Origin of the sequence: Brachybacterium ginsengisoli, from assembly GCF_002407065.1 — a bacterium.
In the GTDB taxonomy this organism is placed as follows: Bacteria; Actinomycetota; Actinomycetes; order Actinomycetales; family Dermabacteraceae; genus Brachybacterium; species Brachybacterium ginsengisoli.
In genome coordinates this window covers 1,754,443-1,778,622 of record NZ_CP023564.1, presented here as the reverse complement: position 1 = coordinate 1,778,622, position 24,180 = coordinate 1,754,443, and the positions used below count along the sequence as shown (strand labels likewise).

The window sequence follows — 24,180 nt, the reverse complement described above, 5'->3', positions numbered from 1 at the left end:
CCTCCGACGAATGCCCCGGAACCTCGGGCGACCAGCACGATCCTCGATATCATCGGTGCCATGACCCCCGAGCAGCGTCGCGAGGATGAACCACCCACGGTGGTCGGCCGCGCCGGCTCGTATCCGAAGGGCGTCGCGCGGCGTCAGGAGATCCTGGACCGAGCGATCGAGGTGTTCCGCGACCGCGGGTCCGGAGGGGTCTCGCTGCGCGGCATCGCGACGGCGATCGGGGTCTCCCACGCGGCGCTGCTGCACTACTTCGACTCCCGCGAGCAGCTGCTGGTGGCGGTGTACGAGCACGCGGAGTCGACGCTGGAGTCGCCCGAGCACGACGATCTCACCGCGCTCGAGGTGCTGACCCGGGCCGCGGTGGTCAACGTGGGCGTGCCGGGCAAGGTCGAGCTCTACAGCACCCTGGTCGCCGCCGCCCTGGCCGCGGACCAGACGCCCTCCCACGCCTTCTTCAGCGACCGCTTCGCGCGCGTTCGCGGGGATCTCGCCGATCGGCTGGCTGTCGAGCAGGAGGCCGGCCGGGTGCGCTCGGACGTGGATCCCCGCGACATCGCCGCCCTCCTCATCGCCGCCTCCGACGGCCTCCAGGTCCAGTGGCTGCTGGAGCCGTCGGTCGAGCTCGAGCGGACGCTGGAGTCCTTCGCGACCCTGCTGGCGCCGGTTCCCTGAGCCCCGGCACGCAGCAGAGGGCCCCGCACCCGATCATCGCGGTGCGGGGCCCTTCGCGTGCGGCGGGTCAGCCGTGCTTGAGGCTCCCCTTCAGATCGGGGACGTCGGCGAGCAGACGGCGGGTGTAGTCCGCCTGAGGAGCGAAGATGACCTCCTCCGTCGTGCCCCGTTCGACGACCTTGCCCTTCTCCATCACTGCGACGCGGTCGGCGAGGTAGCACGCCTGGCCGATGTCGTGGGTGATGAACAGGACGGTCAGCCCGAGATCGTTCTTGAGGTCGTGCAGCACGTTCAGCACGTTCACCCGCAGGGTTGCGTCGAGCATGCTCGTCGCCTCGTCCGCGAGCAGCACCTTGGGCCGCATCATCAGCGCCCGCGCCACCATGATCCGCTGGCGCTGGCCGCCGGACATCTGGTGCGGGAACTTGTGGAGGACCTCCTTCGGCCGCAGGTCCACATAGCCCAGGCACTCCTCGATGAGGGCGTCGGCCTCGTCCTTGGGGATCTTGGCCAGGGCGAGGCTGCGACGGAGCAGGGAGCCCACGGTGAAGAACTGGTTGAAGGAGGCGAAGGGGTCCTGGAAGACCGCCTGGACCTCCGTCCAGTACTCGCGCAGTCCGCTGCCCTTGAGATGGGTGACGTCCTGCCCGCGGAACGTGATGGTCCCGGAGGTGACCGGCATCAGCCGCAGCAGCATCCGGGCCAGGGTGGACTTCCCCGACCCCGACTCCCCCACCACGGCCAGCACGCTGGCCTCCGGGAACTCGAGGCTCACGTCATCGACCGCGGTGATCCTCGATCCCGCGACGCTGAACTCCTTGGTGACGTTCCGGCAGGACAGGAGGATCTCCCGGTCGCTCGTGCTGCGGGTGATCATGTCCTCGGCGACGGGCTCGCTCATGCTCCGCCCACCTCCTTCACGGTCGTGGCCGATGCGGCCGGGGCCGCGGCGGCGGAGCGGCGGGCGATCCCCCGCTGCCGGGTCTCGTGGCTGGGATCCAGCACCGAGGACAGCAGGGTGCGCGTGTAGTCGTGCTGGGGATCCTCGACCAGCTGGCGCGTGGGCCCGGTCTCGACGATCCGGCCCGCGTTCATGATCGCGAGCTTGTCCGAGACCTGCGAGAGGACGGGCAGGTCGTGGGTCACGAAGACCACGCCCGACATCATCCTCTGCTCGACCATCGCCAGGAGCATCTCCACGAGCATGCGCTGGCTGGAGACGTCCAGCGCCGAGGTCGGCTCGTCCGCGATGAGCAGCCGGGGGTTCTGCAGCGTCGAGATCACGGTGATCAGACGCTGCTTCATCCCGCCGGAGAGCTGATGCGCGTACGAGTCGAGCACGCGGACCGGCATCTCCAGCATCTTCAGCCGGTCCCGGGCGAGATCCAGCGCCTCGTCCTTGGAGATGCTGGAGTCGTGCGCCCGCATCACGTCCCGCACGAGGCTGCTGATCCGCAGGGTCGGGCTGATGGAGTTCATCGCCCCCTGCGGGAGCATCGAGACGGTCCGACCCCGATGGGGCCGATGCCGCTTGACGTCGGCCGGGGTGAGGGTCGAGAGGTCGATCCGCTCCCCGTCGATCTCGAGCGTGCCGGACAGGACGTACAGCGGCGGGGTCGCGATCATCGCCAGCGCGTTGCCGAGCGTGGTCTTCCCGCAGCCGGACTCCCCGGCCAGGCCGAGGATCTCACCCTCCGCGAGCTCGACGGTGACCCCGTCGACGGCGGTGAAGTCCTGCTCCCCGCCTCCGTAGACGCACCGGACGTCCTCCGCCCGGGCCAGGAGGCCCGGAGTGCTTCCGGCCGATGCCTGCTTCTCGGCGCTCATGTGCTCTCACCTGCTCTCGTGCTGACGGTCGGGGTGGACGCCTCGGAGCCCCGCTCCGCGAGCAGGCGGGCCTCCTCAGCACGCCGCGCGGCGGCCTGCTTCATCTGCTTCCGCCGGCCGCGGCGCAGCCTCGGGTTGAACACCTCGTCCAGGCTCGCCTGCAGCAGCAGGAAGCCGAAGGAGACCAGGGTGAGCACGATCGTCGGCGGCAGGAACGCCCACCAGGCGCCGGTGGCGACGGCCTGGAATGCGAGCGCCCAGTGCAGCTGCGTGCCCAGGGAGTTCGTTCCCGAGGGCCCGAGGCCGAGCATCGACAGCGCGGCCTCGGCGAGGATGGCGCCGGCGACCTGCAGCACGAACGCCATCACCGTGTAGGACAGGATGTACGGCAGGACGTCCTTGAGCAGGATCCCGGGCAGCCTCGCCCCGGAGAGCCGGGCCACGTCGATGTGCTCGCGCGTCGCGACCGAGGAGGCCTGCGCGCGCACGGCGCGCGCGGTCCACGGCCACGAGGTGATGCCGATGACCACGGCGAGCGACCAGATGGAGCTCTCGGGCAGCGACATCGAGATGAGGATCAGCACGACGATCGAGGGGATCGCGAGCACCACGTTCGTGACGCCCATGAGCATCTCCTCGAACCAGCCGCCGACGTACCCGGCCAGCAGACCGACCGTGACACCGATGGTGGTCGCGACGATCCCGGCGACCAGGCCGATGATCAGCGAGGTGCGGGTCCCGGCCATGAGCACCGCGAGCACGTCGTGCCCGAAGTTGTCGGTGCCGAGCAGGAGTCCGTTGCCGGGGGCGTCGTAGAGCGAGCCGACCTTCTCCCCCGGCCCCGTGGGATACACCAGGCCCACAAGGCCCAGCACGATCACGAGGACCACGAGGACCAGGGCGACCCAGAAGCGGCCGGAGAAGTTGAACGAGCGCAGCGTGTTCGCGCGGGGCGCGGCCGTCTCCTCGGCCATGGCGGTGGTGACTGTGCTCATCTCACTTCTCCCCGGACTGTGCGGCGCGGATGCGCGGATCGACCAGGCCGTAGACGATCTCCACGGCGAAGTTCGCCAGGAGCACCGCGACGGTGATGATCAGCGTCACCGCCTGGATGACGGGATAGTCGTTGGAGGCGATCGCGTTGAACAGCAGCAGCCCCACCCCCGGATAGCTGAAGACGAGCTCGGTGATGAGCGCGCCTCCCACCAGGGTGCCGATCGCGAGGGCGAGCCCCGTGATCTGGGGCAGCATCGCGTTGCGGAAGATGTACTGGGTGATCCGGTTGTCCCTGATCCCCATGGCCCGCGCGTAGTTGACGTAGTCCCCGCCCAGTTCGTAGATCGCCATCGACCGCATGCCCACGGCCTGGCCGCCGATGAACACGATCACCAGCGACAGGAAGGGCAGCCAGTAGTAGCTGATCGCGTCCCAGAGGAAGGCGGCGCTGAACTCCGGGGTCAGCCCCAGCGAGTACGCCCCGCCGACGGGGAAGATCCCGGCGACGACCGCGAACCCGTACAGGAGCAGGATCGAGAGGCAGTAGTACGGCATGGCGGAGAGGAACAGCGACGAGGTGAACACGCTGCGGTCCCAGTTCCCGCCGCGGAAGGCGGCGATGGCGCCGACGACGTTGCCGAGCACCCATCCGATGAGGATCGCCGGCAGCTGCACCGCGATCGACCAGGGCAGCGCCTGGCCGATGAGGTCGTTGACCGATGCCGGGTAGTACGCGAAGGAGGTCCCCAGATCCCCGGAGAACACCTTCCCGACGTAGGTGAGGAACTGCTGCCAGAGGGGCTGGTCGAGACCGAACTCCTGGACATAGCTCTCATAGATCTGCTTCTGCTGCTCGCTCGTGACCGAGCCGCCGCGGGAGAGGTTGGAGACGATGACGTCGACGGGGTTGCCGGGGACGAGCCGGGGCAGCAGGAAGTTGAGCCCTACTGCTGCCACCAGCGCGATCAGGTACCACCCCGTCTTCTGGATGATGTAGCGACCGAGTGTCACGGAGGGCCCTCAGCCCGCGATCTTCTTCAGCCGGAAGATCCACTCGTTGCCGGCGCCGCGGAACATCGGCGGGGCGTAGTCGTTCTCCGCTGTCGGCCAGTTGGACCAGTTCGAGGCGTTGAACTCGAAGAACTCGTCGGGCCGGTACATCAGGGGGAACGCCGGGACCTCGGCGCGGTACAGGTCGTCGAGGGCGGTGATCGCCTCCTTCTTGGAGGCGTCGTCAGGTGCGGCGGCTGCCTTCTCGAGCAGGTCGTTGACCTCGTCGTTCTCCCAGCGGCCGTAGTTGCGGTAGGCGGTCTGGCCCAGCGGCGCCATGTCGACGTTGCTCATGACGTCGCTGAACCGCTGCCACGGTGCCGCGGGGTTCGTGCCGGCCACCGACCAGCAGCCCATGTCGAAGTCGCCGTTCTGGAAGGCGGTCGAGGTCTGGGCCTGCTGCGGGAAGTTGGTCGCGGCATCGACGCCGATGGCCTGGAAGTTCTTGGCCACGATCTCGAGTGCCGCGTTCCAGTCCGTCCAGCCCTGAGGGGTGATGAGCTTCCAGGGACCGAGCTTGACGCCGTCCTTGGCGTAGAAGCCGTCCGAGCCCTTCTCGTAGCCGGCCCCCTGGAGGATCTCCTCCGCCTTCGCGGCGTCGAAGGTCCAGCCGTCGGCCTCCGCCTTGTCCCGATCCAGCCATGCGTCCTCGGCACCGTCCGGGACGACCAGCGAGGCGAGCACCTGGGAGGAGTACCCGGACATGGCGGTCTCGGCGATCGAGCCGTAGTCCACGGCGTGGGCGAGGGCCTTGCGGACCTCGGGGTCGTCGAGACCCGGCTTGGTCGTGTTGATCATGAACATCGGCATGGAACCGGGCGAGAAGTACGGCTTGTCCTGCAGGTACGTGCCCACGGGCTTGTCGGACTCCCACATCTTCCAGATCTGCGGCACGAACTGCTGCATGACATCGAGCTCGCCGTTCTGGAACTTGAGGTTGCCGTCCTCGTTGGACTTGAAGATCGGGTGGATGATCTTCGACATCGCCGGCAGGCCCTTGTAGAACTCCTTGCCCCAGTAGTCCTCGTGACGGGCCAGGATGATCTGGGTCTGGTCGGCCATCTCGAGGGTGAAGGGCCCGGTGCCGATCGCCTCGTCGGTCTCCCAGGAGGCGATCTTGTCCCCCGTCTCCGCGGCGGCCTTCTCGAAGACGGCCTTGGGGACGATGAACTGCTGGGCGAGCGAGGTCAGCACGGAGCCGACGTTCTTGCGCTCGGGGTTGATCGCGATGCTGATGGTGCTGCCGTCCGCGGTCATCTCGTCGACCTCGGTCCAGAACGAGGCGACTCCGAGGCCCGGATCGATCTTGCCCAGCTCGAAGGTGTAGAGCACGTCGTCAGCGGTGAACTCGGTGCCGTCGTGCCAGGTGACGCCCTCCTGGAGCGTGAGGGTGATCGACTCGTTGCCGTTGATCTCGTGGGTGGCGGCGAGGCCCGGGAGGAGCTCGCCGGAGACGATGTGGAAGCGCAGCAGGGTCTCGTAGACGTACTGTGCGACGTTGTTGGAGGCCGGCCATGCCGGGGCGGCCGCGAAGGTGTTGAAGTTGGTGGGAGGGCTCCACTGGAAGCCGGCGACGAACAGGTGATCGGCCGAGTCGCCCTTGCGCCCTGCGCCGGCCTTGCCGTTGTTGCCGACACCGGTGAGATCCTCACCGCCTCCACCGCCTCCGCCGCCTCCACCGGTGGCGCCGCCGCAGGCGGCGAGGGCCGCGGCACCGCCGAGGGTGCCGGTGGCGGCCAGGAAGTGTCGACGCGAAGCGCCCTCCCCGCGTCGAGTGATTCCGCGTGCGGTCATGACAGCCCTGCCTCTCCGTAACCGCTCCTCCATCGGAGCGTGGGATCGACTCTGATCCGTGCTGAGATTGAACCTGTTCGGAGGAGAAAACATCCACTGGTAGGTGTCACGGTCGCATAACGATCGTGATCTGTCTCACGGCACGCTCCGCCCGAGGTCGGAGCGGCTTCTCAGACGCCGAGCGCGGCGACCCGTCGGGCCATGATCTGCTTGGCCGCGATGTCGGCTCCGGCGAGCAGCGGGGAGGGCACTCCGGGGGCCGCCCCGATCGCCGATCCGGGCTGGGTGGAGGCGGCCGGGATGCCGAGCACCACCACCGAATGGTCGACCGTCCCGTCGGCGGCGACGAGGTTGTGGCCCCGGAGCATCCCCTCGGAGCGCTCGGCCCGGGTGGCCTCCATGCTGTGCGTGGGGACGCCGTCGACCGTGTGGAGACGAGCCCGCCCGGTGGCGAGCAGCGAGCGCAGCAGCGGGTCGCTGGTCTGCGGGACCCGCCCCTTGGACATCCGCGTCTCGAGCAGCACGCGGGAGGTGATCTCGCGGCCCGTGATCGGCGAGGACGCGCGGAAGAGCCCGGAGCCTGCATCGGCCTCGACCACCATCTCGGGGCCGATCAGCTCCACGACCCCCGCCTCGATCAGGGCCAGCACCAGGCGCACACGATCCGCCGGAGGTCCCGAGGCGAGCGCGAGGGAGTCGCCGTCGAACCAGCCGAGCACGTCCCGGGTGAGGGACTCCCCGGTGAATGCTCCTCCCCCGGTGAGCAGGCCGACGTGACGCCGCAGCGTCGCCATCGCGGCGTTGACCGCGGCGCGCGGATGGTGCCACGGGTCGGACAACGAGCCGAGCTCGTCGGCGATCAGCCGATGCACCAGCTTCGCCCATCCCCGGGGGCCGACGTGCTCGCCGCGGGTGGGCCGGTGCAGCTCCTCGAGGGCGAAGCTCCACCGGGGATCGGTGATCGCGGCGTCGAGCACGGCATCCACCTGCTCGCTCGTCCCCGCGGCATCCAGCATCTCCTGCCAGCCGTGACGGACGGCGGCGGGATGCAGCTCGTCGAGCGCCTCGAGATAGGCACCGGCGAACTCGCGGGCCAGCACGGGCCACACCTCGAGCGCGAAGTCCACGTCCGTGCGGGTGCCGAGGCCGGCGAACCACTCCTCGTCCGCCCAGCGGGGCCGGAAGGGGCGCACCGAGCGCCCGCCCTCGGGCTTGGAGCGATAGGGCACGCCGCGGCGGGATCCCACCACCAGGTGCGGCTCTCGGCCCGAGGGGAGATAGCGCAGTCGGCCATGGGGGTCCCCGTCGACCGGAGCGAGTCTCCCGCCCCACTCCTGGACCAGCTGGCCGGCGACGTCGAAGAAGTTCGCGCCGAGGCCGCGCACCAGCACGTCCTCGCCGGCGGGCAGGCCGGTGTACGTCCGCTCCGCCGGCATGCCGGGCTCGACGTAGCGCAGCCCGTGGCGCTCCGCGAAGCCCGCCAGCGCCTCGGTTTCGGCGCTGCGCTCGGCCTGCACCATGCCCTGGGCGAGCACCACGAGCGGTGCGGCGAGCCGACGCCCGTCCTCCAGGAGCACGACGCTCAGCTCCTCCTCGCCCTCGCCCTCGCGCTCGAGATCCACGGCGAGTCCCACCACCTCGGTGATCTCGACGGTCCCGGTCGCCCCGGCGGCCTCGAGCTGGTCGCGGTAGTACGCGCCCTGCAGGCGTCGGGTGGCGAAGGTCGCGCCGGTGAGCTCGGAGGCCTCTTCGAGCACCCACCTCCCGAGGGGGTGGTGGCCGTCGGCGCGGACCCGCCGCGCCCAGTCCACGAGGTCCGGGCCCGGCGCCGACGGGCCGCTCATGCGCGTGGAGTCGTCGGGGTGGACGGTGGTGGCGTCGGCCTGGGTGTTGTTGAGGTACTGCGCGGGCTGGTCCACGAGCCACGTCGCGCCGGAGCCGACGGCGATCGCGTCGATCACGGCGAGGCGCACGGGACCTGTCCCTGCCGCGGCCGCCCGTGCCGCGGTGCGCAGCACGGTCGCCACCCCGCGCGGACCGCCGCCGACGATCACCGCGTCGAACTGCTCGGCGCTCATGGGACCACGAGCTCGTCGAGACGGCGGCCGGTGCGGGTGAATCCGGCCTCGTCGACCCGGGGCCGGACCTCGACGCCGCCGCCCTGGGCGGCCACCTCGACGTCGACCTCGTAGACGCTGCGCAGCGTCGGCTCCTGCAGGGCCTCCTCCGGGGTGCCGTCGGCGACCAGGTGGCCGCCGTGGAGCACCACGACCTGGTCGCAGTAGCGCGCGGCGTGGTTGAGGTCGTGGATGGCGATGAGGGCGCTGATCCCCTCCTCCCGCGTGATCTGGCGGACCAGCTGCAGGGTCTCGATCTGGTAGCGCAGGTCCAGCGCGCTGGTGGGCTCGTCCAGCAGCAGCACGCGGGTGTCCTGGGCCAGGGCGCGGGCGATCAGCGCACGCTGCGCCTGACCGCCGGAGAGCTCGGACAGGGACTGCTCGGCGATGTCCGTGAGGCCCATCCGCACGATCGCGTCCTCGACCGCTGCGCGGTCCTCGGGGCGCGGGGAGATCCCGAAGTGCGGGGTGCGGCCCAGCATCACGGCCTCGCGCACGCTGAGGTCGAAGGGGGCGTCGCCGGCCTGGGGCACGTAGCCCACCACCTTGGCGAGCTCGCGGCGACCCAGGGCGGAGGTGCGCCGCCCCTCGACGGTGACGACGCCGGCCTTCGCGCGATGCACTCCGGCGATGGCCTTGACGAGGGTGGACTTGCCCGACCCGTTCGGGCCCAGCAGCGCGCAGAACGCCCCGGGGGCGACCTCGAAGGAGATGTCCTCGAGGATCGTCCGGGAGCCGTAGGCGAAGGAGAGGTTCTGGACGGTGAGGCTCACTTCAGGGTGTTCCTTCGCGTGAGGATGAGGTAGATGAACACGGGGCCGCCGATGAAGGCGACCACGATGCCCACGGGCACCACGGCGGGGGCGATGACCGTGCGGCCGACGGCGTCGGCCACCAGGAGCAGCAGACCTCCGGACAGCGCCGCGAAGGGCAGCAGATGGCGATGGTCGGCGCCGATCGCGAGGCGGGCGATGTGCGGGCCGACGAGGCCCACGAAACCGATGATGCCGCAGAAGGAGACCACCACGGCGGCGAGCGCGACCGAGAGGGCGATCAGCCCGATCCGCACCGGGCCCACGTTGACGCCGAAGCTGCGCGCGGCGTCGTCCCCCGCGAAGGCGATGGCGTTGAGGTCCTTGGAGAAGAACAGCGTCACCGGGATCGCGACGAGGGTGAGGACGCCGACGATCAGGACGTCGGACCACACCGCGTCGTTCACCGATCCGAAGGTCCAACGGATGATCGCCTGGAGGGTGTTCTCGTTGGCGGTGAACTGGAGCGCGGAGGTGAGCGCCTCGAAGATCTGGGTCATGGCGATGCCCAGCAGCAGCAGGGTCGCGACCGCCATGCGGCGGGCGGTGGCGATGCCGAGCACGAGGGCGGAGACCGCGAGCGCCATGACCATCGCTCCGGCGATGGTGGCCCAGGCGGGGAGCTGGTTGGTCCCGGCCAGGGTGATCACGAGCGCGGCGCCGAAGGCCGCGGCCGGGGAGACCCCGAGGGTGAACGGGCTGACCAGCGGGTTGCGCAGCAGGCCCTGCATGAGCACGCCGGAGACCGACAGCGCCGCGCCCGCGGTGAAGGCGAGCAGCACGCGCGGAAGGCGCAGCTGGGTGATGACGGAGTAGGTGGAGGCGAAGTCGGCGCTGATGGTGCCGCCGAAGAGGCTGACCTGGATCGATCGCAGCACGTCGCCGACGCCCACGCCCGCGGTGCCGATGGTCACCGAGGCCACGAGCGCGGCCGCGGAGAGGACCAGGCCTGCGGCGAGGACCAGGAGCTTGCGCCTCTCGTGGTTCCTCGCGGCCGGGGCGCCGCCGGGTGCGGGAGCGTCCGCGGTGCCGGGGCGGTTCTCGAGCGCGGCGGTCATCGGGCGGGGCCCTGCACGTAGTCCGCGGGATCGGAGAGCTCGGTGTCCTGGAACTCGGTGACCCAGCGGGTGAGGTATGCGTCGGGGTCGACGTCGGCCAGCTGCTCGGGGTGCAGCCAGGTCCCCAGGTAGAGCGCGCCGAGCGACTTGCCGAGCGCGCTGGTGGCCCAGCCGTTGGCGATCGCGACCCGGCTGTTCTCGAGGGCGCTCAGCCCCGACCAGCCGGGGCGGGAGGCGAGGTCCTCGAGCAGGGCGTCGAAGCGGTCGACGGGCTCGGCGGAGGGCTCGAACTCGTGGATGACGAACCCGGGGTCGCGCAGCACCACCTCGGAGGGATCCACGGTCAGCTCCTCCTGGGCGTCGCCCCCGGCGGCGTCGTCGAAGATGTTCGCGCCGCCGGCGGCCACGATCATGGCGTGGAAGCCGGAGCCGGGCAGGGTGGTGAGGTAGGGCTCGACGGTCTCGAAGTAGACCGGGACGGGCTCGACGCCCTCGAGGGCCCTGCTGAGCAGGTCGGAGATCTCGGTGCGGAAGTCGAGCACGGTCCGTGCGCCGCCCTCCGTTCCGAAGACCTGCCCGAGCAGGGTGATGGTGTCCTCGACGACCTCGGTGTCCCAGGCGGTGGCGACCACGAGCGGGATGCCGAAGGGCTTCAGCTGCTCGGCGGCCTCCTGCCACACGGCGTTGCGGGGCATGATCACCACGTCCGGCTCGAGCCCGGCGATCGCCTCGTAGTTCAGCTGGTCCAGGCCCTCGGCGATGACGTGCTCCTCGTCGAGCCCGAGGTAGGGCAGGCGGTCCAGGGATGCGCGGTCCACCCCCACGACGGCGTCTCCGGCGCCGATGGCCCGGATGAACTCGTTGGTGTAGCTGTTGAGCACGACGGCCTTCTTCGCGGGGCCGGGAAGGACCACCTCGCGCTGCTGGTCGTCGACGATGGTCAGCTCCTCGGCGGCATCACCCTGCCCTTCGACGGTGACCTCGCCGCAGGCGGCGAGCCCCAGGACGGGAAGAGCGGTGAGGGCGGCGCCGAGCAGGGTGCGGCGAGGGAGGGCGGGGATCATGATGGTCCTCGGGTCGGGAGCGGAGAGAGGGAGTGCGGGGTCGTCGTGCGCTGGGACGGGTTCAGGCGGCGGCGCGCCCGGCGTCCGGCAGGGACGGGTCGCCGAGGCTGAGCATGAGCCGGTTCGCCCAGGCGAAGAATCCGGCCGCGGTGAGCGCGTCGAGGATCTCGGCATCGCCGAGCCCCAGGTCGCGCAGCGGCTCGATCGGCAGCGCGCCGGGTCGGGGCCGGGAGATCTCCGCGGCGGCGGCGACGACCGCCGCCCAGCGCGGATCCTGGCCGGCGCCGAGCGGCGCGAGGTCCGCGGCGATCCAGTCGGCGTCCCGGTCCAGGCTCGCGGCGAGCAGGGCGTCGACCTCCTGCTCGCGCCGGGAGAGCCCTGCCGCCTTGCGCGCATGCACGGAGGCGCAGTAGATGCAGTCGTTCACCTTGCTGGTCGCTGCGGCCGCGAGCTCGCGCTCCGCCTTGGGCAGCCCGTCCCGGGGCAGGAAGATCGCGTTGTCCAGGGCGCTGCGGGCCCTGGTGATGCCCGGAGTCAGCGACAGCATGCGGAAGTAGACGCTGTTGGTGGTGGCCTTGGAGGCGAAGGAGTCGCGCTGCTCCTCGGTGAGCTCGTCCTCGGCGGGCACCTCGATCCACGGCTCCCACTGGAGCTGCTCGCGGGTGAAGGCCTCGGGACGCACGCGACCGGTGGGGGTCGTCCCGCCGTGCTGGGCGGTGCGGCCGCGCGAGAGCGGGACGCGCACGGGGGCGTCGGCCGACGGGCTCTCGAGGCCCTCGAGCGCGGCGAGGGCAGCGACCAGTCGCTGCAGGTGGCTCTCGAAGGCGACGAGCTGGCTGATCAGGACCACGGTGCGGGCGTCGTGCCCGGCGGCGGCGAGGCGCTCCTGGTCGGCGGCGGTCGCGAGCGCCGGGGAGAGCGAGAGGAGGTCCACCTGGTCCCGCAGCGCGGCGAGGGCGGGGTCCTCCGTCAGCGGATCCGCGGCGATGAGCCCCTCATGGGCGCCCTGGGACCGGTGCCACTGCGCCAGCGGGCCGCTGCCCTGCCAGTCCGCGGTGACCGCGGCGAGCGCATGGAGCACGGGGGCCGCCAGCGGCTGGGGCGCGCGGTAGAGCGCGTCGTAGGCCTCACGGGTGTGCTGCAGGACCTCAGGGCGCAGAGCCTCGAGAGCCGCTCCCCCGCCGGTCGCGTCGGAGAGGATCGCTTCGAGGATCTGGTGGGCGTCGGTCGGTGCGGCCGGGGAAGTCATACGTCCATCTTAGGGTCGACCCAAGCCCGAACAGGCATTGTGTCGGGGTGTGGACGGCGTCGTCAGCGATCGCACGACCCCTCGCGGTATCCTCCGGCTGAGCTCGCGCGCTGTGCGCACGGCGGACGAGGAGGAGCATGGCGTCCACGATGAAGGAGGTCGCAGCCCGAGCGGGAGTGTCGACGAAGACCGTCTCCCGGGTGGTGAACGACCATCCGAGCATCAGCCCGGAGGTCCGGGAGCGCGTGCGGCGGGCGATCGACGACCTGGGGTGGACGCCCAACGCCCAGGCGCGCTCCCTCCGCACCGGGCGCACCGGGCTCATCGCCCTGTCGGTGGTCGACCTGCGAGCGCCGACCATCGCGCGCCTGGCCCAGGCTCTGGTCGGCGAGGCGGAACGGCATGGCCTGCAGGTCTCGCTCGAGCCCTCCCGCGGCCGCGCCGAGAGGATCCGGCAGACCTTCGACTCCCGCGGTGCGCTCTTCGACGCCGTCGTGCACGTGGGCCCGCTGCCTCCGGGGCTCGACCTCCCTCCGCTGGATCCTGTGCGCCCGATCGTGCTGCTGGGCAGGGCGAGCGCCGATCCGGTCGCCCTGGACGCGGTGGACAGCGACGATGCGTCCGCCGCCGAGGCACTCACGCGCCACCTGGACATGGTGCGTCGCGACGCCGTGGTGCTGCTGGGGCGGGAGGAGAGACGGCCGGACGCCTTCCTCGATCGACTCATGAGGGCGTTCCCGGACGCTCCCGTCCTGCGGCCCGAGATCGGCGTCGGAGCGACGGAGTCCCACGTGGCCGATCGCGCCGCCGGGCACCGCCTGGCCGAGCGGGCCCTCGATGAGCACCCTCGGATGGACGCACTGGTGTGCGCGGACGACGAGCTCGCCGTCGGCGCCCTCTCGCTGCTGCGGGAGCGCGGCCACCGGGTTCCCCACGACATCGCGCTGACCGGCTACGGGAACATCGACGACGGCCGCTTCTCGACGCCGTCCCTGACGACCGTCGACCTCGACCTCGCCGAGCTCGCCCGCCGCGCTATCGAGCTGATCGCCGGCCGGCGTGACCCCAGCAGGTCCGAACCCTCCCGCACCACTGTCCCGACGACCGTGATCCGCGCGGAGTCGACGCTGGGCTCCACGAGGTCGTCCGAAGAGGTGGCGACATGGCGCGGGTGACGCTCGCCGACGTCGCCGCCGCGGCCGGGGTCTCCGCCGCGACGGCCTCGCACGTGCTGCGCGCACGCGGGGACCGGGAGGGCACGATCCGCGTCTCGGCGGAGACCGGCGAGCGCGTCTCCCGCATCGCCCGGGAGCTCGGATACGTCCCCTCCGCCGCGGCGAGGGGGCTGGTGCGCGGGGGGCCCGACCGGATCGCGATCATGGTGCCGAACCTGCGCCAGCCGTACTTCGCGAAGATGGCCGAGACGCTGATCCTCGCGCTCGAGGAGCGCGGGCTGCACACCACCCTCCGGCTCTCCTACGATGCCGCCGCGGAGCGGGATGCCGTCCTCGGTCGCTCCACGACGGATGTGGCGGGCATGATCGTCTGCCCCCACTTCCTCTCCGCCGAGCTGCTGGACGGACAGACGCCGCCCTTCCCCGTCGTCCAGGTGGGCGGTGCCCCGACGGACGGCATCGACTGCGTGGTGATGGGCGAGTACGACGGCGCCCTCGCCGCCGCCCGACACCTCCTGGACCTCGGACGCCGCCGGATCGCCTACGTGGCCGACCCCTGGCTCGCCTCCCGGGAGGGGCCGCGGCATCGTGCGTACCTCGACGCGCACGGCGAGCGCGGCCTCTCCCCCGATCCGCGCCTGGCGATCCAGGGCGCGGACTGGGACCGGCGCGAGACGGGGCTCGAGGCGATGGTCGGCCTGCTGCGCACCGGGATCCCCTTCGATGCCGTGATGTGCGTGAACGACGCCGTCGCCGTGGGCGCGATGCGGGCGGCGGCGCTCGCGGGGCTGCGCATCCCCGAGGACGTCGCCTTCACCGGCTTCGACGCCACCGAGGAGGCCGCGTTCACCACGCCGCCCCTGACCTCGGTGGACCCCGGGGTCCACGAGATGGCGCAGCAGGCCGTCGAGATGCTCGCCCGCCGGCTCGACGGGTCCGCGGAGCCCGCCGGTCGCGAGAGCGCTCCTCCCTCGCTGGTGATCCGCTCCTCGTCCGTCGGCTGACCGCCGGACGACCTTCCGCCGTGCGCATCAGCCTGTGCGCGGCATCCATTGCAACGTTGTGTCCCCTATTGACAACGCTTAATCTCCCACCGAGGATGGCCGTCATCACATCTCGAAGAGGAGAGTCAGTGCTCGACCATTCCGCGCTCACCGCCCGCCCGGCGCCCGCCCTCCCCCGCGCTCACCGCCCGGGTGGTCTGCGCCCTCTGGATCTCGACGCCGTGGACCTGGCACCGCAGGGCCCCCTCGGCGCCTGGCAGGAGCTCAACGCCACGGCGACCATCCCGCACTGCATCGCCCAGCTCGAGACCTCCGGCGTGCTCGACAACTTCCGGCGCCTGCTCGGCGAGTCCGGCGCGCCGCACCGCGGCTTCGTCTTCGCCGACTCGGACCTCTACAAGGTCATCGAGGCCGTCGCCTGGGAGATCGGCCGCTCCGGCACCACGGCGCACGACGCCTGGCTCGACGAGATGATCTCGCTGATCTCCCGCGCCCAGGAGCCCAGCGGCTACCTGCACACCTGGGTGCAGGGGGTGCACCCCGAGAAGAAGTTCTCCGAGCTGCACTGGACCCACGAGATGTACGTGCTGGGCCACTGGCTGCAGGCCGGCATCGCGCTCGCCCGCACCGCCGGCAGGACGGATCTGCTGGACCTCGCGGTGCGCTTCGTGGACCTCGTCGAGCGCCGCTTCGGGCCCGGTCGCGAGGACGGCATCCCGGGTCACCCCGAGATCGAGACCGCCCTGGTCGAGCTGTACCGCCTCATGGGCGAGGAGCGGCATCTGGCCCTCGCCCAGCACCTCGTGGACCAGCGCGGCCGGGACATCCTGCCCGGGGGCGGCTTCGGCAGCCACTACTTCCAGGATCACCTGCCCGTGCGCGAGGCGCAGGACCCCACCGGGCACGCCGTGCGCCAGCTCTACCTCAACGCCGGGGTCACCGACCTCTTCCTCGAGACCGGCGAGGAGGCGCTCGACGAGGTGATGCGCGAGCAGTGGGACAGGGTGCACACCCGCAAGATGTATCTCTCCGGTGCCTTCGGCTCGCGCCATCGCGACGAGTCCTTCGGCAACGACCATGAGCTGCCCTCGGACCGCGCCTACGCCGAGACCTGCGCGACCATCGCCGATCTCCAGTGGACCTGGCGGATGATGCTCGCCGGGGACGACCCGCGCCACGGCGACATCATCGAACGGGAGATCCACAACGCCCTGGCCGCCTCGGTCGACGAGAGCGGCACGCGCTTCTTCTACTCCAATCCGCTGCAGCGTCGGGCGGACCGCTTCGACGAGGAGAACGCCCCCGCGGAGCGTCAGGAGTGGTACTCCTGCGCCTGCTGCCCTCCCAACATCGCCCGCACGATCGCCCAGCTGGGCGCCTACGTCGCCGCCGTGCGCGAGGACCCCGACGGGGCGAGCCTCGAGCTGCTCCAGCTCGCCGCGATGACGGTGAGGCTGCCGGAGTCCGTGGGCCGGGGGACGCTCGTGGTCGAGACCTCGTACCCCGACTCCGGAACGCTCCAGCTGAGCCTCGAGCCCGACGAGGGCGCCCCGCGCCCCGCCGGGCCCGGCGCCCGCCTCGGTGTGCGGATCCCGGGCTGGGTGCGCGGCGGCACCGTCGCGTCGGCCGACGGGCCCGAGCGCGCCCTGACCGGGTCCGAGCTCTCCGCCCAGCGGCTGGAGCTCCCCCTCGATCAGGTCCACGGGAGCGTCGTCACCCTCGACATGCCGCCTCGCTGGACGCGCTCGCACCCGCGAGTGGACGCGACCCGCGGCTGCCTCGCCCTCGAGCGCGGGCCTCTCGTCCACTGCCTCGAGCAGGTGGATCTGCCCGCAGGGGTCGAGCTCGACGATCTGGTGGTGCCCGAGGGCTCCGCCGCATCGGTGCGGGAGGACGGTGCGCTCGAGATCACCCTGCATTACCGGCCCGACGACGACTCGCTCTATCGCGACGAGCCGCCGGCACCCGCGCAGGAGGCCGCTCCGATCACCGTCTCCAGCATCCCGTTCGCGCGCTGGGGCAATCGAGGCCCCGGAGCCATGCGGATCTGGCTGCCCCGCGAGCACTGACCGCACCGCCGACCGAACCCGCCCACCGCTCACCCCTTCTCACCCCACCCTCACAGGAGACGATGATGTCGACCCGACGCGCCCTTTTGCCCCCTCTCCCCCGTCCTCGACGACGCACGGTGCTCGGCGGGCTCGCCGCGACCGCGGCCGCCGGAAGCGCCCTCGGCCTGGCAGGATGCGGCGGCGGCAGCGGCAGCAGCACGGAGGGCGAGCTGCGGATCCTCGTGCTGAAGCACGCCTTGACCAAGCCGATGGCCGAGATGGCCTGGACCGCCGCGCTCGAGGAGGCGGCCGGGATCCCGATCGTGTGGGAGGAGGTCTCCGCGGACTGGGACCAGAAGAAGTCCACGATGCTCGCCGCCGGCGACGTGCCCGACCTCATCGTCGGCACCCAGGCGGTCAACGACACGGACCTCGCCACGTACGGCACCCTCTTCGCGAACCTCGCCGAGTCCCTGGACTCGCTGCCGAACGTCACCGAGATGTTCGCGGAGAAGCCCGAGCTCAAGGCCCTGGCCACGCAGCCCGGAGGAGAGATCTACTCGATCCCCGGCTACAAGCGGTTCTGGCCGCCGACCGTCCAGCACCAGTACATCAACCGCACGTGGCTGGACGCCCTGGGCCTGGAGATGCCCACCACCTGGGACGAGCTGTTCGACGTCCTGGTCGCCTTCAAGGAGGGCGACCCCACGGGCACCGGAGCGACCGTGATCCCGATGGACTGGAGCCCCGTGGACACCGGGGGCTTCGGATACTTCCAGTCCATCCTCCTCCTGGGCAGCACCGGCCTCCCCCTCGCCGGGGGCGGCGGGCAGGGCTACTACCTCCAGGACGGGAAGGTCGGCAACTTCCTCACCGACGACCGCTACCGCGACGTGGTCACCTTCCTCGCACGCTGCCAGGAGGCCGGCCTGCTCTCCGGCGACGTCATGACGCAGGACTACTCCACCTACCAGTCCGTGGGCCGAGGTCCCGGCGACGGTGTCGCAACCGTCGGCTTCACGTGGGGCTGGACCCGCTCGGACCGCTTCGGACCGGAGATCAGCGATCAGTACGAGGCGGTGGGCGTGCTCCAGCAGACCGCCGAGCAGAGCGAACCGGTGACCTGGAGCTTCGACCAGTACGGGGAGAACTTCCCGGGCAACCAGGTGGCCCTGTCCGCGGCGTCGAAGAACACGGAGGCGGCGCTGAAGGTGATCAACGCCTTCTACGACCAGGAGATGTCGATCCAGGTGCTGTTCGGGGACATCGGCCCCAACATCGAGAAGACCGGCGAGAACTCCTACAAGGTCCTGCCGGCCGAGGACGGCACCGACCCCTCGACCTGGAAGTGGACCTCCACCCTGGCGGACAACGGCCCGGTGTGGATCCGCGATTCGATCGAGGTCGAGCTCCCGTCGGACCTCCAGGAGGCCGTCGACGAGTCGAAGCCGCTGCAGCCCGCCATCGACAACATGGACCTGGACAAGGACGTCTACCCGGGTCTGTTCATCAAGATGACCAAGGAGGATCTGAACGCGATGAGCCTCGTGGACACGACCCTGATGAACGTCGCGATGACGAAGTTCGCCGACTGGGTCACCGGAGGCGGGATCGACGAGGGCTGGGACGCCTACGTCGCCACCGTCGCCGAGTCCGGTGTGGAGGACAACATCGCCACTCGTCAGAAGTACTACGACGAGTACATGGCGTCCACCTCGTGAGCGCCGGGACCTCGACCTCCGCCCCGCGCCGACGATCGCGCTCGGACACGGCGTCACCCGCGCTGGACGCCTCTCGGGACCGGCCGCCCCTGAAGGCGCGGCTCCGTCGGCACGTCGGCCGGTACTGGCAGCTGTGGGTGATGCTCGCGCCCGCGCTGGTGTTCGTCCTCGTGTTCGCCTACGTCCCGATGTACGGGATCCAGCTGGCGTTCCGCGAGTTCGACTTCACCAAGGGGCTCACCGGCGGCGACTGGGTGGGGCTGAAGTACTTCATCCAGTTCTTCGAGAGCCCGCTTTTCGGCGAGCTCATGCGCAACACGGTGATGATCAGTCTGGCCACCCTCGTGCTGGGCTTCTTCACACCGATCGTCCTGGCCCTGGTCATCAACCAGATCCTGCACTCGCGGATCCGTCGGCTCGTGCAGACGGTGACCTACCTGCCCCACTTCATCTCCGTGGTGGTGATCGTGGGCATGCTGCAGGTCTTCCTCTCCCCGAGCACGGGCCTGATCACGCGGTTCCTGGCGTTCTTCGGCATCGACGGCGTCAACTTCCTGGGCAGCACGAGCGCCTTCGTCCCGGTGTACGTGCTCTCGGACATCTGGCAGCACACCGGCTGGAACAGCATCATCTACCTGGCGGCGCTCGCCGGTGTGAACACCCAGCTGTACGAGGCGGCCCGCATCGACGGCGCCACCCGGCTGCAGATCATCCGGCACGTCGACATCCCGGCCCTGGTCCCCACGATGATCATCCTGCTGATCCTCACCATGGGCGGGGTGCTGAACACCGGGTTCGAGAAGGTGTTCCTCATGCAGAACACGCTGAACCTGCCGGTCTCCGAGGTCATCGCGACCTACACGTACAAGATCGGCATCCTCTCCAGCCAGTTCAGCTACTCCACCGCGATCGGACTGTTCAACACGGTCATCAACTTCGCCTTCCTGGTGATCGCCAACCAGATCTCCAAGCGCGCTTCCGACACGAGCCTGTGGTGAAGGGACCCATGAGCACCGACACCGCCTCTGACACCTTCTCCTCGCGCCGTGCCGGCCACCGGCTGCGGGGCAACGACCTCGCGTTCACCGTGGTCATCACGATCATCTGCGCCGCCGTCCTCTTCACGACGCTGTACCCGCTGTACTTCGTGCTGATCGCCTCGATCAGCGATCCGACGGCCGTCTCCACCGGCAAGGTCTCCGTGCTTCCGAAGAACATCAGCTTCTTCGGATATCAGCAGATCTTCGAGGACTCCCGCATCTGGACCGGATACCGCAACACCCTGATCTACAGCGTGGTGGGGACGGCCCTGAACCTCGCCGTGACGCTCCCGGCGGCCTACGCGCTCTCACGGCGGGAGTTCCGCCCGCGTCGTCCGCTGATGCTGATGTTCGCGTTCACGATGTTCTTCAGCGGCGGGCTGATCCCCACCTACCTGCTCTACAAGGACCTCGGGCTGCTCGACAACTGGCTGGTCTTCATCCTCCCGTCGGCGCTGAACGTCTTCAACCTGATCATCGGGCGCGCCTTCTTCGAGAACTCCCTGCCCGAGGAGCTCTTCGAGGCCGCGATGATCGACGGGGTGGACTACTTCCGGTTCTTCACCACCATCGCCCTGCCGCTGTCCAAGGCGCTGATCTCCGTGATCGGGCTGTACTACCTCGTCCAGCACTGGAACGACTTCTTCACGGGGCTGATCTTCGTGCGCGACTACGACAAGCAGCCGCTGCAGATCGTGCTGCGGGACATCCTGCTCTCCAACCAGGCATTCTCCGGAGGAGCAGGTGGCGCCGGCGGCTCGGGCGGGGCCTACGGCCAGCGCTACGCCGACCAGATCAAGTACGGGGTCATCATCGTCTCCACCCTGCCGGTGATCATCCTGTATCCGTTCCTCCAGAAGTACTTCGAGAAGGGCGTGCTGATCGGGTCGGTGAAGGGATGAGCACCACGACCGTTCCGCAGGGCCGCCTGATGCCGCACCTCGTGCGCTGGCACCTCGGCCTCGGCGAGCTCGCCCTGAGGCTGTTCCTCCTGCACCTGCTCTGGCTGCTGGGCACGCTCGCCGGAGGGGTGGTCCTCGGAGTCCTTCCCGCGACCGCGGCGGTCTTCGCGGTGCTGCGCGAGGACCGCCTCGTGCAGGCGGCCGAGGAGGTCGGCGAGCATCGGCCCTCCCGGGGCGGTCTGTGGGCGCAGTTCTGGACCGCCTGGCGCGCGGAGTTCTGGCGCGCGCACCGTCTCGGCGGAGCGCTGGCGCTGGGCTGGCTGGTGCTCGCGCTGGACCGGCGGGTCCTCACCGGCACGCAGTTCGGCGATCAGCTCAGCGCCGCCCTCGGACCGCTGGCCAGCGGTGTCGTGGTGGTGCTGACCGTGGTGCTGATGCTGCTCAGCGCGGTGATGTGGCCGCTCGCCGCCCACTTCAGCGATCCGCTCCCGCACCTGCTGCGCATGGGACTGGTGCTGCTGGTGCGTCGGCCGTCGATCACCCTCGCGATCGCGCTGCTCCTCGCCGCCGCGATCTGGCTCGCCCAGACCATGCCCGGACTGGTGCCGGTGTTCGGTCTGGCGCTGCCCGCCTGGGCCGTCACAGCCGTGCTGTGGCGCTCCGGGGCGATGCCGCTCAGCCCTCCAGCCAGCGGGGCTCCACGAGGGTGATGCGAGGCACCGCGCCGTCGGTGCGCAGCAGCCGCACCAGCTCCTGCACCGCCAGCTCGCTGATCTGAACCCGGCGAGGATCCAGCTGGGGCACGGAGGCCAGCAGCGGGCTCATGTCCGCGAGGTCCGCCCCGCTCAGGGCGATCAGCAGACGGGTCTCGTCCACGAGCGCCCCGGTGGCGGCCATCGCGAACAGCACCTGGCGCACCCCGCTCATCCCGAACAGCGCGGTGCGATCGTTGGGCAGCGTGACCTGCAGCGCCCGCTCGGGGACGGTGGCGTAGGGGCCGCCGTCGAGCACCACCTCGAGCTGCGCCTCCGCGGCGGCGTCCTCGATGCCGACCAGGAGACGGGAGACGTCGTTGCGGGCCCGCTTGTGGCCCGGGTCGCCGAACAGCAGCAGACGGTCGCAGGACTCCTCGAGAGCGCGCTCGACGACCATCCGCCCCAGCATCTCGAAGTCCAGGTCCACCACGGAGCCCTGGGGGAACTCCTCCGGCTTGCCGATGGTCACGAAGGGCAGCCCCGATTCGAGCACCGGCGCGACCCGCTCGTCGTAGCGGCCCAGCTCCATGAGGATGAGCGCCTCGCACACGCCGGTGCGCACCACGCGGTGGATCCCCTCCGCGCCCTCCTGGGCGGTGACCAGCAGGATGTCGTAGCCGTGCCGGCGCGCCTCTCGGGCGATCGCCCCGATGAACACCATCAGCACGCCGTCGGCGGACTCCGCCTCCGGGACCATCAGACCGATCACCCCGCTGCGGCGGGAGCGCAGGGTGCGGGCGCCCGAGTTGGGGTGGTAGCCGAGCTTGGCGATCGCCTCCTCGACGCGCTCGCGGGTGGCCGCGGAGATGGGGCGCGAGCCGGTGAGCACATAGCTGACGGTCGACTGGGAGACCCCGGCCAGCCGGGCGACGTCCTGGCTCGTCGGCGCCTTCGAGCGTCCATTGCTGCTCACCGTGCTCCCGCCCCTTCCCGAAATGCGCTCCTACCCTGCGAGGAGGCCGGAGACCCCAGTCTTCCACGCGAGCAGCGCGCCGCTGCGGCCGTCGGCCGCATCCAGGGCGGCGGCCTGCTCGAGCGCCTCGTCGAGCAGCTCGGCGAGCACCACGCGCGACCCGGTCTCCGCCGAGCGCACCGCCGCCTCGACGATCGCCTGGGTCCAGACGTTGGCATGCACCTCGGAATCGGAGACCAGCCCGCCGCGGAGCGCGGCGCAGAAGTCCGTCAGGGAGGCGTCCAGCTCCCAGCGGGCCTCCGGACCCGGGGTGCGGCCCAGGACCTCGTCCGCGCCGGCGGGATGCGCCGTGGGCGGCGTCTCGCCGTCCCATCGCACGCCGCCGCCCTCGCAGCTGAGCACCCAGTCGCCGTTCCAGCTGGTCTCGATGCCGGGAGAGCACCAGGATCCGGAGAAGGTGTGCACGGCGCCGCTCTCATAGGTGATCGACACCGTCGCCGCCGCATCGCCCGCGTACCAGCTCCAGGACGGGTTGTACGAGGTGGCCGTGACCGACTCGGGCACGCCGTCGATGAGCACCCGGCCGGCGTCGAAGGCGTGGATCGCCATGTCCACGATCAGGGGCTGCTCCATCTCGTCGCGGAACCCGCCGAAGCGGGGCGCCCGCGCGAAGCGGGTGTCCACGATCCCGACCCCGCCGAGCTCGTCGGCCAGGCGCCGCGCCTCGTGCAGGTGGGGGTTGTTGCGGCGGGACTGGGAGACCATGAACAGCAGCCCGGTCGCCTCGGAGTGGCCCGCGAGCGAGACCGCCTCGGCGAGGGTCGCCGCGCACGGCTTCTCCCCCAGCACCGGGTACCCGGCGTGCAGCGCATCGGCCGTGACCGGGTGGTGCGCGGCGGGGATGGTCACGTCGATGACGGCCTCGGCACCGGAGCGGCGCGCCACCTCGAGGGCGTCGGTCCCGGTGACGATCCCGGCCCGGCGCTCCTCGGGCACGACCTCGGCCACGGCCTTCTGGGCCGCCCCCTCGATCACATCGGCCACGCCCACCAGCTGCGCCGCCTCGTTGCCGAGCACGGTGCCGATCCAGGCCCGGCCCATGCCTCCGGCACCGACCACGACGACGGGAACGGGGCCGGAGGTCGCGGCGGTCATGCGCCCTTCCCCGCCGCCTCGGCGTCGCCCAGGCCCTGGCCCCCGGTGCCCTTGACGAACCATTCCGTCTCGTAGCGGTCCAGGAAGGGCACCGAGCGCTCGGCGACCGTGGGTCGAGCCCAGTTCACGCCGTTCGCGATCACGCGACGCACGTCGCGGTGCTGGTAGACGGGGTAGTCCTGGTCACCGGGGCTGAAGTAGAAGATCTTGCCCTTGCCGCGCCGGAAGGTGCAGCCGGAGCGGAACACCTCGCCGCCGCTGAAGGAGGAGACGAAGACGAGCTCGTCGGGCACGGGGATGTCGAAGTGCTCGCCGTACATCTCCTGCTCGTCGATGATGATCGGGTGCGGCACGCCCTCGGCGATCGGGTGGGAGGGGTTGACCGTCCACACCAGCTCGCGATCGGCCTCGTTGCGCCAGCGCAGGGTGCAGGTGGTGCCCATCAGCCGGGTGAAGGGCTTGGACCAGTGGCCCGAGTGCAGGACCACCAGTCCCATGCCGGCCAGCACATGCTGCTGGACGCGCTCGGCGACCTCGTCGGAGACCTCGCCGTGCGCCATGTGGCCCCACCAGGTCAGGACGTCGGTCTCGGCGAGCACCTCCTCGGACAGTCCGTGCTCGGGGTCGTCGAGCAGGGCGAAGCGGGTGGTGACCTGGTCACCGAGGTTCTCGACGATGCCGTCGCGGATGGCGGCGTGCATGCCCTCGGGATAGTGGTCGCGCACGCGCTGGTCGCGCTGCTCGTGGCGGTTCTCGCCCCAGACGGTGACGCGCAGGGGTGCAGGGGTGGTGCTCATGGGAGTCCTTCTCCGGGTG

The 24,180-nt window shown here is 70.7% G+C and carries 21 protein-coding genes; 8 read left to right on the top strand and 13 right to left on the bottom strand.

Translation table 11 applies throughout. The features are described 5' to 3' along the window. The first annotated feature begins 60 nt into the window (after window positions 1-60). On the top strand, window positions 61-681 hold the full coding sequence (locus CFK41_RS07905; protein WP_096799164.1) for a TetR/AcrR family transcriptional regulator: 621 nt from the start codon (window positions 61-63) through the stop codon (window positions 679-681). Between the two features lie 67 nt (window positions 682-748). Here the strand turns inward: CFK41_RS07905 and CFK41_RS07900 are convergent, their stop codons facing one another. The 10 genes from CFK41_RS07900 to CFK41_RS07855 all read right to left on the bottom strand — a co-directional run bounded on the left by CFK41_RS07900 (window position 749) and on the right by CFK41_RS07855 (window position 12,648). Then, window positions 749-1,582, bottom strand: coding sequence for an ABC transporter ATP-binding protein (locus CFK41_RS07900; protein ID WP_096799163.1), 834 nt, complete (start codon window positions 1,580-1,582; stop codon window positions 749-751). Next, window positions 1,579-2,508, bottom strand: coding sequence for an ATP-binding cassette domain-containing protein (locus tag CFK41_RS07895; RefSeq protein WP_096799162.1), 930 nt, complete (start codon window positions 2,506-2,508; stop codon window positions 1,579-1,581). Before CFK41_RS07895 ends, CFK41_RS07900 begins: the two co-directional genes overlap by 4 nt. Continuing rightward, the gene (locus CFK41_RS07890; RefSeq protein WP_096799161.1) at window positions 2,505-3,503 is read right to left on the bottom strand and encodes an ABC transporter permease; all 999 of its coding nucleotides are present in this window, start codon (window positions 3,501-3,503) and stop codon (window positions 2,505-2,507) included. Before CFK41_RS07890 ends, CFK41_RS07895 begins: the two co-directional genes overlap by 4 nt. Before the next feature lies 1 nt (window position 3,504). Beyond that, a complete protein-coding gene (locus CFK41_RS07885; RefSeq protein ID WP_096799160.1) occupies window positions 3,505-4,515 on the bottom strand; it encodes an ABC transporter permease in 1,011 nt (336 codons plus the stop codon). 9 nt (window positions 4,516-4,524) lie between these two features. Then, a complete protein-coding gene (locus CFK41_RS07880) occupies window positions 4,525-6,348 on the bottom strand; it encodes an ABC transporter substrate-binding protein (RefSeq protein ID WP_096799159.1) in 1,824 nt (607 codons plus the stop codon). A gap of 170 nt (window positions 6,349-6,518) precedes the next feature. Then, a complete protein-coding gene (locus CFK41_RS07875; protein WP_096799158.1) occupies window positions 6,519-8,426 on the bottom strand; it encodes an FAD/NAD(P)-binding protein in 1,908 nt (635 codons plus the stop codon). Continuing rightward, on the bottom strand, window positions 8,423-9,238 hold the full coding sequence (locus tag CFK41_RS07870; RefSeq protein WP_096799157.1) for an ABC transporter ATP-binding protein: 816 nt from the start codon (window positions 9,236-9,238) through the stop codon (window positions 8,423-8,425). The genes CFK41_RS07875 and CFK41_RS07870 overlap by 4 nt, the downstream gene beginning before the upstream one ends. Beyond that, window positions 9,235-10,335 carry a FecCD family ABC transporter permease gene (locus CFK41_RS07865; protein WP_096799156.1) on the bottom strand — a complete coding sequence of 367 codons (1,101 nt, stop codon included), beginning with the start codon at window positions 10,333-10,335 and terminating at the stop codon, window positions 9,235-9,237. Before CFK41_RS07865 ends, CFK41_RS07870 begins: the two co-directional genes overlap by 4 nt. Beyond that, window positions 10,332-11,399 carry an ABC transporter substrate-binding protein gene (locus CFK41_RS07860; protein WP_096799155.1) on the bottom strand — a complete coding sequence of 356 codons (1,068 nt, stop codon included), beginning with the start codon at window positions 11,397-11,399 and terminating at the stop codon, window positions 10,332-10,334. Before CFK41_RS07860 ends, CFK41_RS07865 begins: the two co-directional genes overlap by 4 nt. Window positions 11,400-11,460: 61 nt before the next feature. Beyond that, a complete protein-coding gene (locus CFK41_RS07855; protein ID WP_096799154.1) occupies window positions 11,461-12,648 on the bottom strand; it encodes a peroxidase-related enzyme in 1,188 nt (395 codons plus the stop codon). Between the two features lie 137 nt (window positions 12,649-12,785). On the opposite strand from CFK41_RS07855, the gene CFK41_RS07850 reads away from it, so the two are divergent. The 7 genes from CFK41_RS07850 to CFK41_RS07820 all read left to right on the top strand — a co-directional run bounded on the left by CFK41_RS07850 (window position 12,786) and on the right by CFK41_RS07820 (window position 21,251). Continuing rightward, a complete protein-coding gene (locus tag CFK41_RS07850) occupies window positions 12,786-13,823 on the top strand; it encodes a LacI family DNA-binding transcriptional regulator (RefSeq protein WP_096799153.1) in 1,038 nt (345 codons plus the stop codon). Next, window positions 13,811-14,827, top strand: a complete 1,017-nt coding sequence (locus tag CFK41_RS07845) for a LacI family DNA-binding transcriptional regulator (protein ID WP_096799152.1) — start codon at window positions 13,811-13,813, stop codon at window positions 14,825-14,827. Before CFK41_RS07850 ends, CFK41_RS07845 begins: the two co-directional genes overlap by 13 nt. A 128-nt stretch (window positions 14,828-14,955) precedes the next feature. Next, entirely contained in the window at window positions 14,956-16,896 is a 1,941-nt protein-coding gene (locus tag CFK41_RS07840) for a glycoside hydrolase family 127 protein (protein ID WP_227873255.1), read from the top strand. 119 nt (window positions 16,897-17,015) lie between these two features. Next, window positions 17,016-18,599 (top strand): type 2 periplasmic-binding domain-containing protein, encoded by a 1,584-nt coding sequence (locus tag CFK41_RS07835; RefSeq protein ID WP_227873254.1) that lies wholly within the window; start codon window positions 17,016-17,018, stop codon window positions 18,597-18,599. After that, entirely contained in the window at window positions 18,596-19,597 is a 1,002-nt protein-coding gene (locus CFK41_RS07830) for an ABC transporter permease (protein WP_227873253.1), read from the top strand. Before CFK41_RS07835 ends, CFK41_RS07830 begins: the two co-directional genes overlap by 4 nt. 8 nt (window positions 19,598-19,605) lie before the next feature. Then, entirely contained in the window at window positions 19,606-20,541 is a 936-nt protein-coding gene (locus CFK41_RS07825; protein WP_096800995.1) for a carbohydrate ABC transporter permease, read from the top strand. Next, window positions 20,538-21,251, top strand: coding sequence for a YesL family protein (locus CFK41_RS07820; protein WP_096799149.1), 714 nt, complete (start codon window positions 20,538-20,540; stop codon window positions 21,249-21,251). Before CFK41_RS07825 ends, CFK41_RS07820 begins: the two co-directional genes overlap by 4 nt. On the opposite strand, the gene CFK41_RS07815 is transcribed toward CFK41_RS07820, so the two are convergent. The 3 genes from CFK41_RS07815 to CFK41_RS07805 are packed head-to-tail and all read right to left on the bottom strand — an operon-like array spanning window position 21,217 to window position 24,161. Next, on the bottom strand, window positions 21,217-22,209 hold the full coding sequence (locus CFK41_RS07815) for a LacI family DNA-binding transcriptional regulator (protein WP_096799148.1): 993 nt from the start codon (window positions 22,207-22,209) through the stop codon (window positions 21,217-21,219). The genes CFK41_RS07820 and CFK41_RS07815 overlap by 35 nt on opposite strands. 30 nt (window positions 22,210-22,239) lie before the next feature. Further along, entirely contained in the window at window positions 22,240-23,364 is a 1,125-nt protein-coding gene (locus CFK41_RS07810; protein ID WP_096799147.1) for a Gfo/Idh/MocA family protein, read from the bottom strand. After that, window positions 23,361-24,161, bottom strand: a complete 801-nt coding sequence (locus tag CFK41_RS07805) for a ThuA domain-containing protein (protein WP_096799146.1) — start codon at window positions 24,159-24,161, stop codon at window positions 23,361-23,363. Before CFK41_RS07805 ends, CFK41_RS07810 begins: the two co-directional genes overlap by 4 nt. Window positions 24,162-24,180 lie beyond the last annotated feature (19 nt).

Coding starts and splice junctions, on each gene's coding strand:
- CFK41_RS07810 (WP_096799147.1), bottom strand. CDS start 23,364: ATGACCGCCGCGACCTCCGGCCCCGTTCCCGTCGTCGTGGTCGGTGCC.
- CFK41_RS07880 (WP_096799159.1), bottom strand. CDS start 6,348: ATGACCGCACGCGGAATCACTCGACGCGGGGAGGGCGCTTCGCGTCGA.
- CFK41_RS07905 (WP_096799164.1), top strand. CDS start 61: ATGACCCCCGAGCAGCGTCGCGAGGATGAACCACCCACGGTGGTCGGC.
- CFK41_RS07860 (WP_096799155.1), bottom strand. CDS start 11,399: ATGATCCCCGCCCTCCCTCGCCGCACCCTGCTCGGCGCCGCCCTCACC.
- CFK41_RS07855 (WP_096799154.1), bottom strand. CDS start 12,648: ATGACTTCCCCGGCCGCACCGACCGACGCCCACCAGATCCTCGAAGCG.
- CFK41_RS07890 (WP_096799161.1), bottom strand. CDS start 3,503: ATGAGCACAGTCACCACCGCCATGGCCGAGGAGACGGCCGCGCCCCGC.
- CFK41_RS07805 (WP_096799146.1), bottom strand. CDS start 24,161: ATGAGCACCACCCCTGCACCCCTGCGCGTCACCGTCTGGGGCGAGAAC.
- CFK41_RS07895 (WP_096799162.1), bottom strand. CDS start 2,508: ATGAGCGCCGAGAAGCAGGCATCGGCCGGAAGCACTCCGGGCCTCCTG.
- CFK41_RS07845 (WP_096799152.1), top strand. CDS start 13,811: ATGGCGCGGGTGACGCTCGCCGACGTCGCCGCCGCGGCCGGGGTCTCC.
- CFK41_RS07850 (WP_096799153.1), top strand. CDS start 12,786: ATGGCGTCCACGATGAAGGAGGTCGCAGCCCGAGCGGGAGTGTCGACG.
- CFK41_RS07900 (WP_096799163.1), bottom strand. CDS start 1,582: ATGAGCGAGCCCGTCGCCGAGGACATGATCACCCGCAGCACGAGCGAC.
- CFK41_RS07820 (WP_096799149.1), top strand. CDS start 20,538: ATGAGCACCACGACCGTTCCGCAGGGCCGCCTGATGCCGCACCTCGTG.
- CFK41_RS07825 (WP_096800995.1), top strand. CDS start 19,606: ATGAGCACCGACACCGCCTCTGACACCTTCTCCTCGCGCCGTGCCGGC.
- CFK41_RS07865 (WP_096799156.1), bottom strand. CDS start 10,335: ATGACCGCCGCGCTCGAGAACCGCCCCGGCACCGCGGACGCTCCCGCA.
- CFK41_RS07875 (WP_096799158.1), bottom strand. CDS start 8,426: ATGAGCGCCGAGCAGTTCGACGCGGTGATCGTCGGCGGCGGTCCGCGC.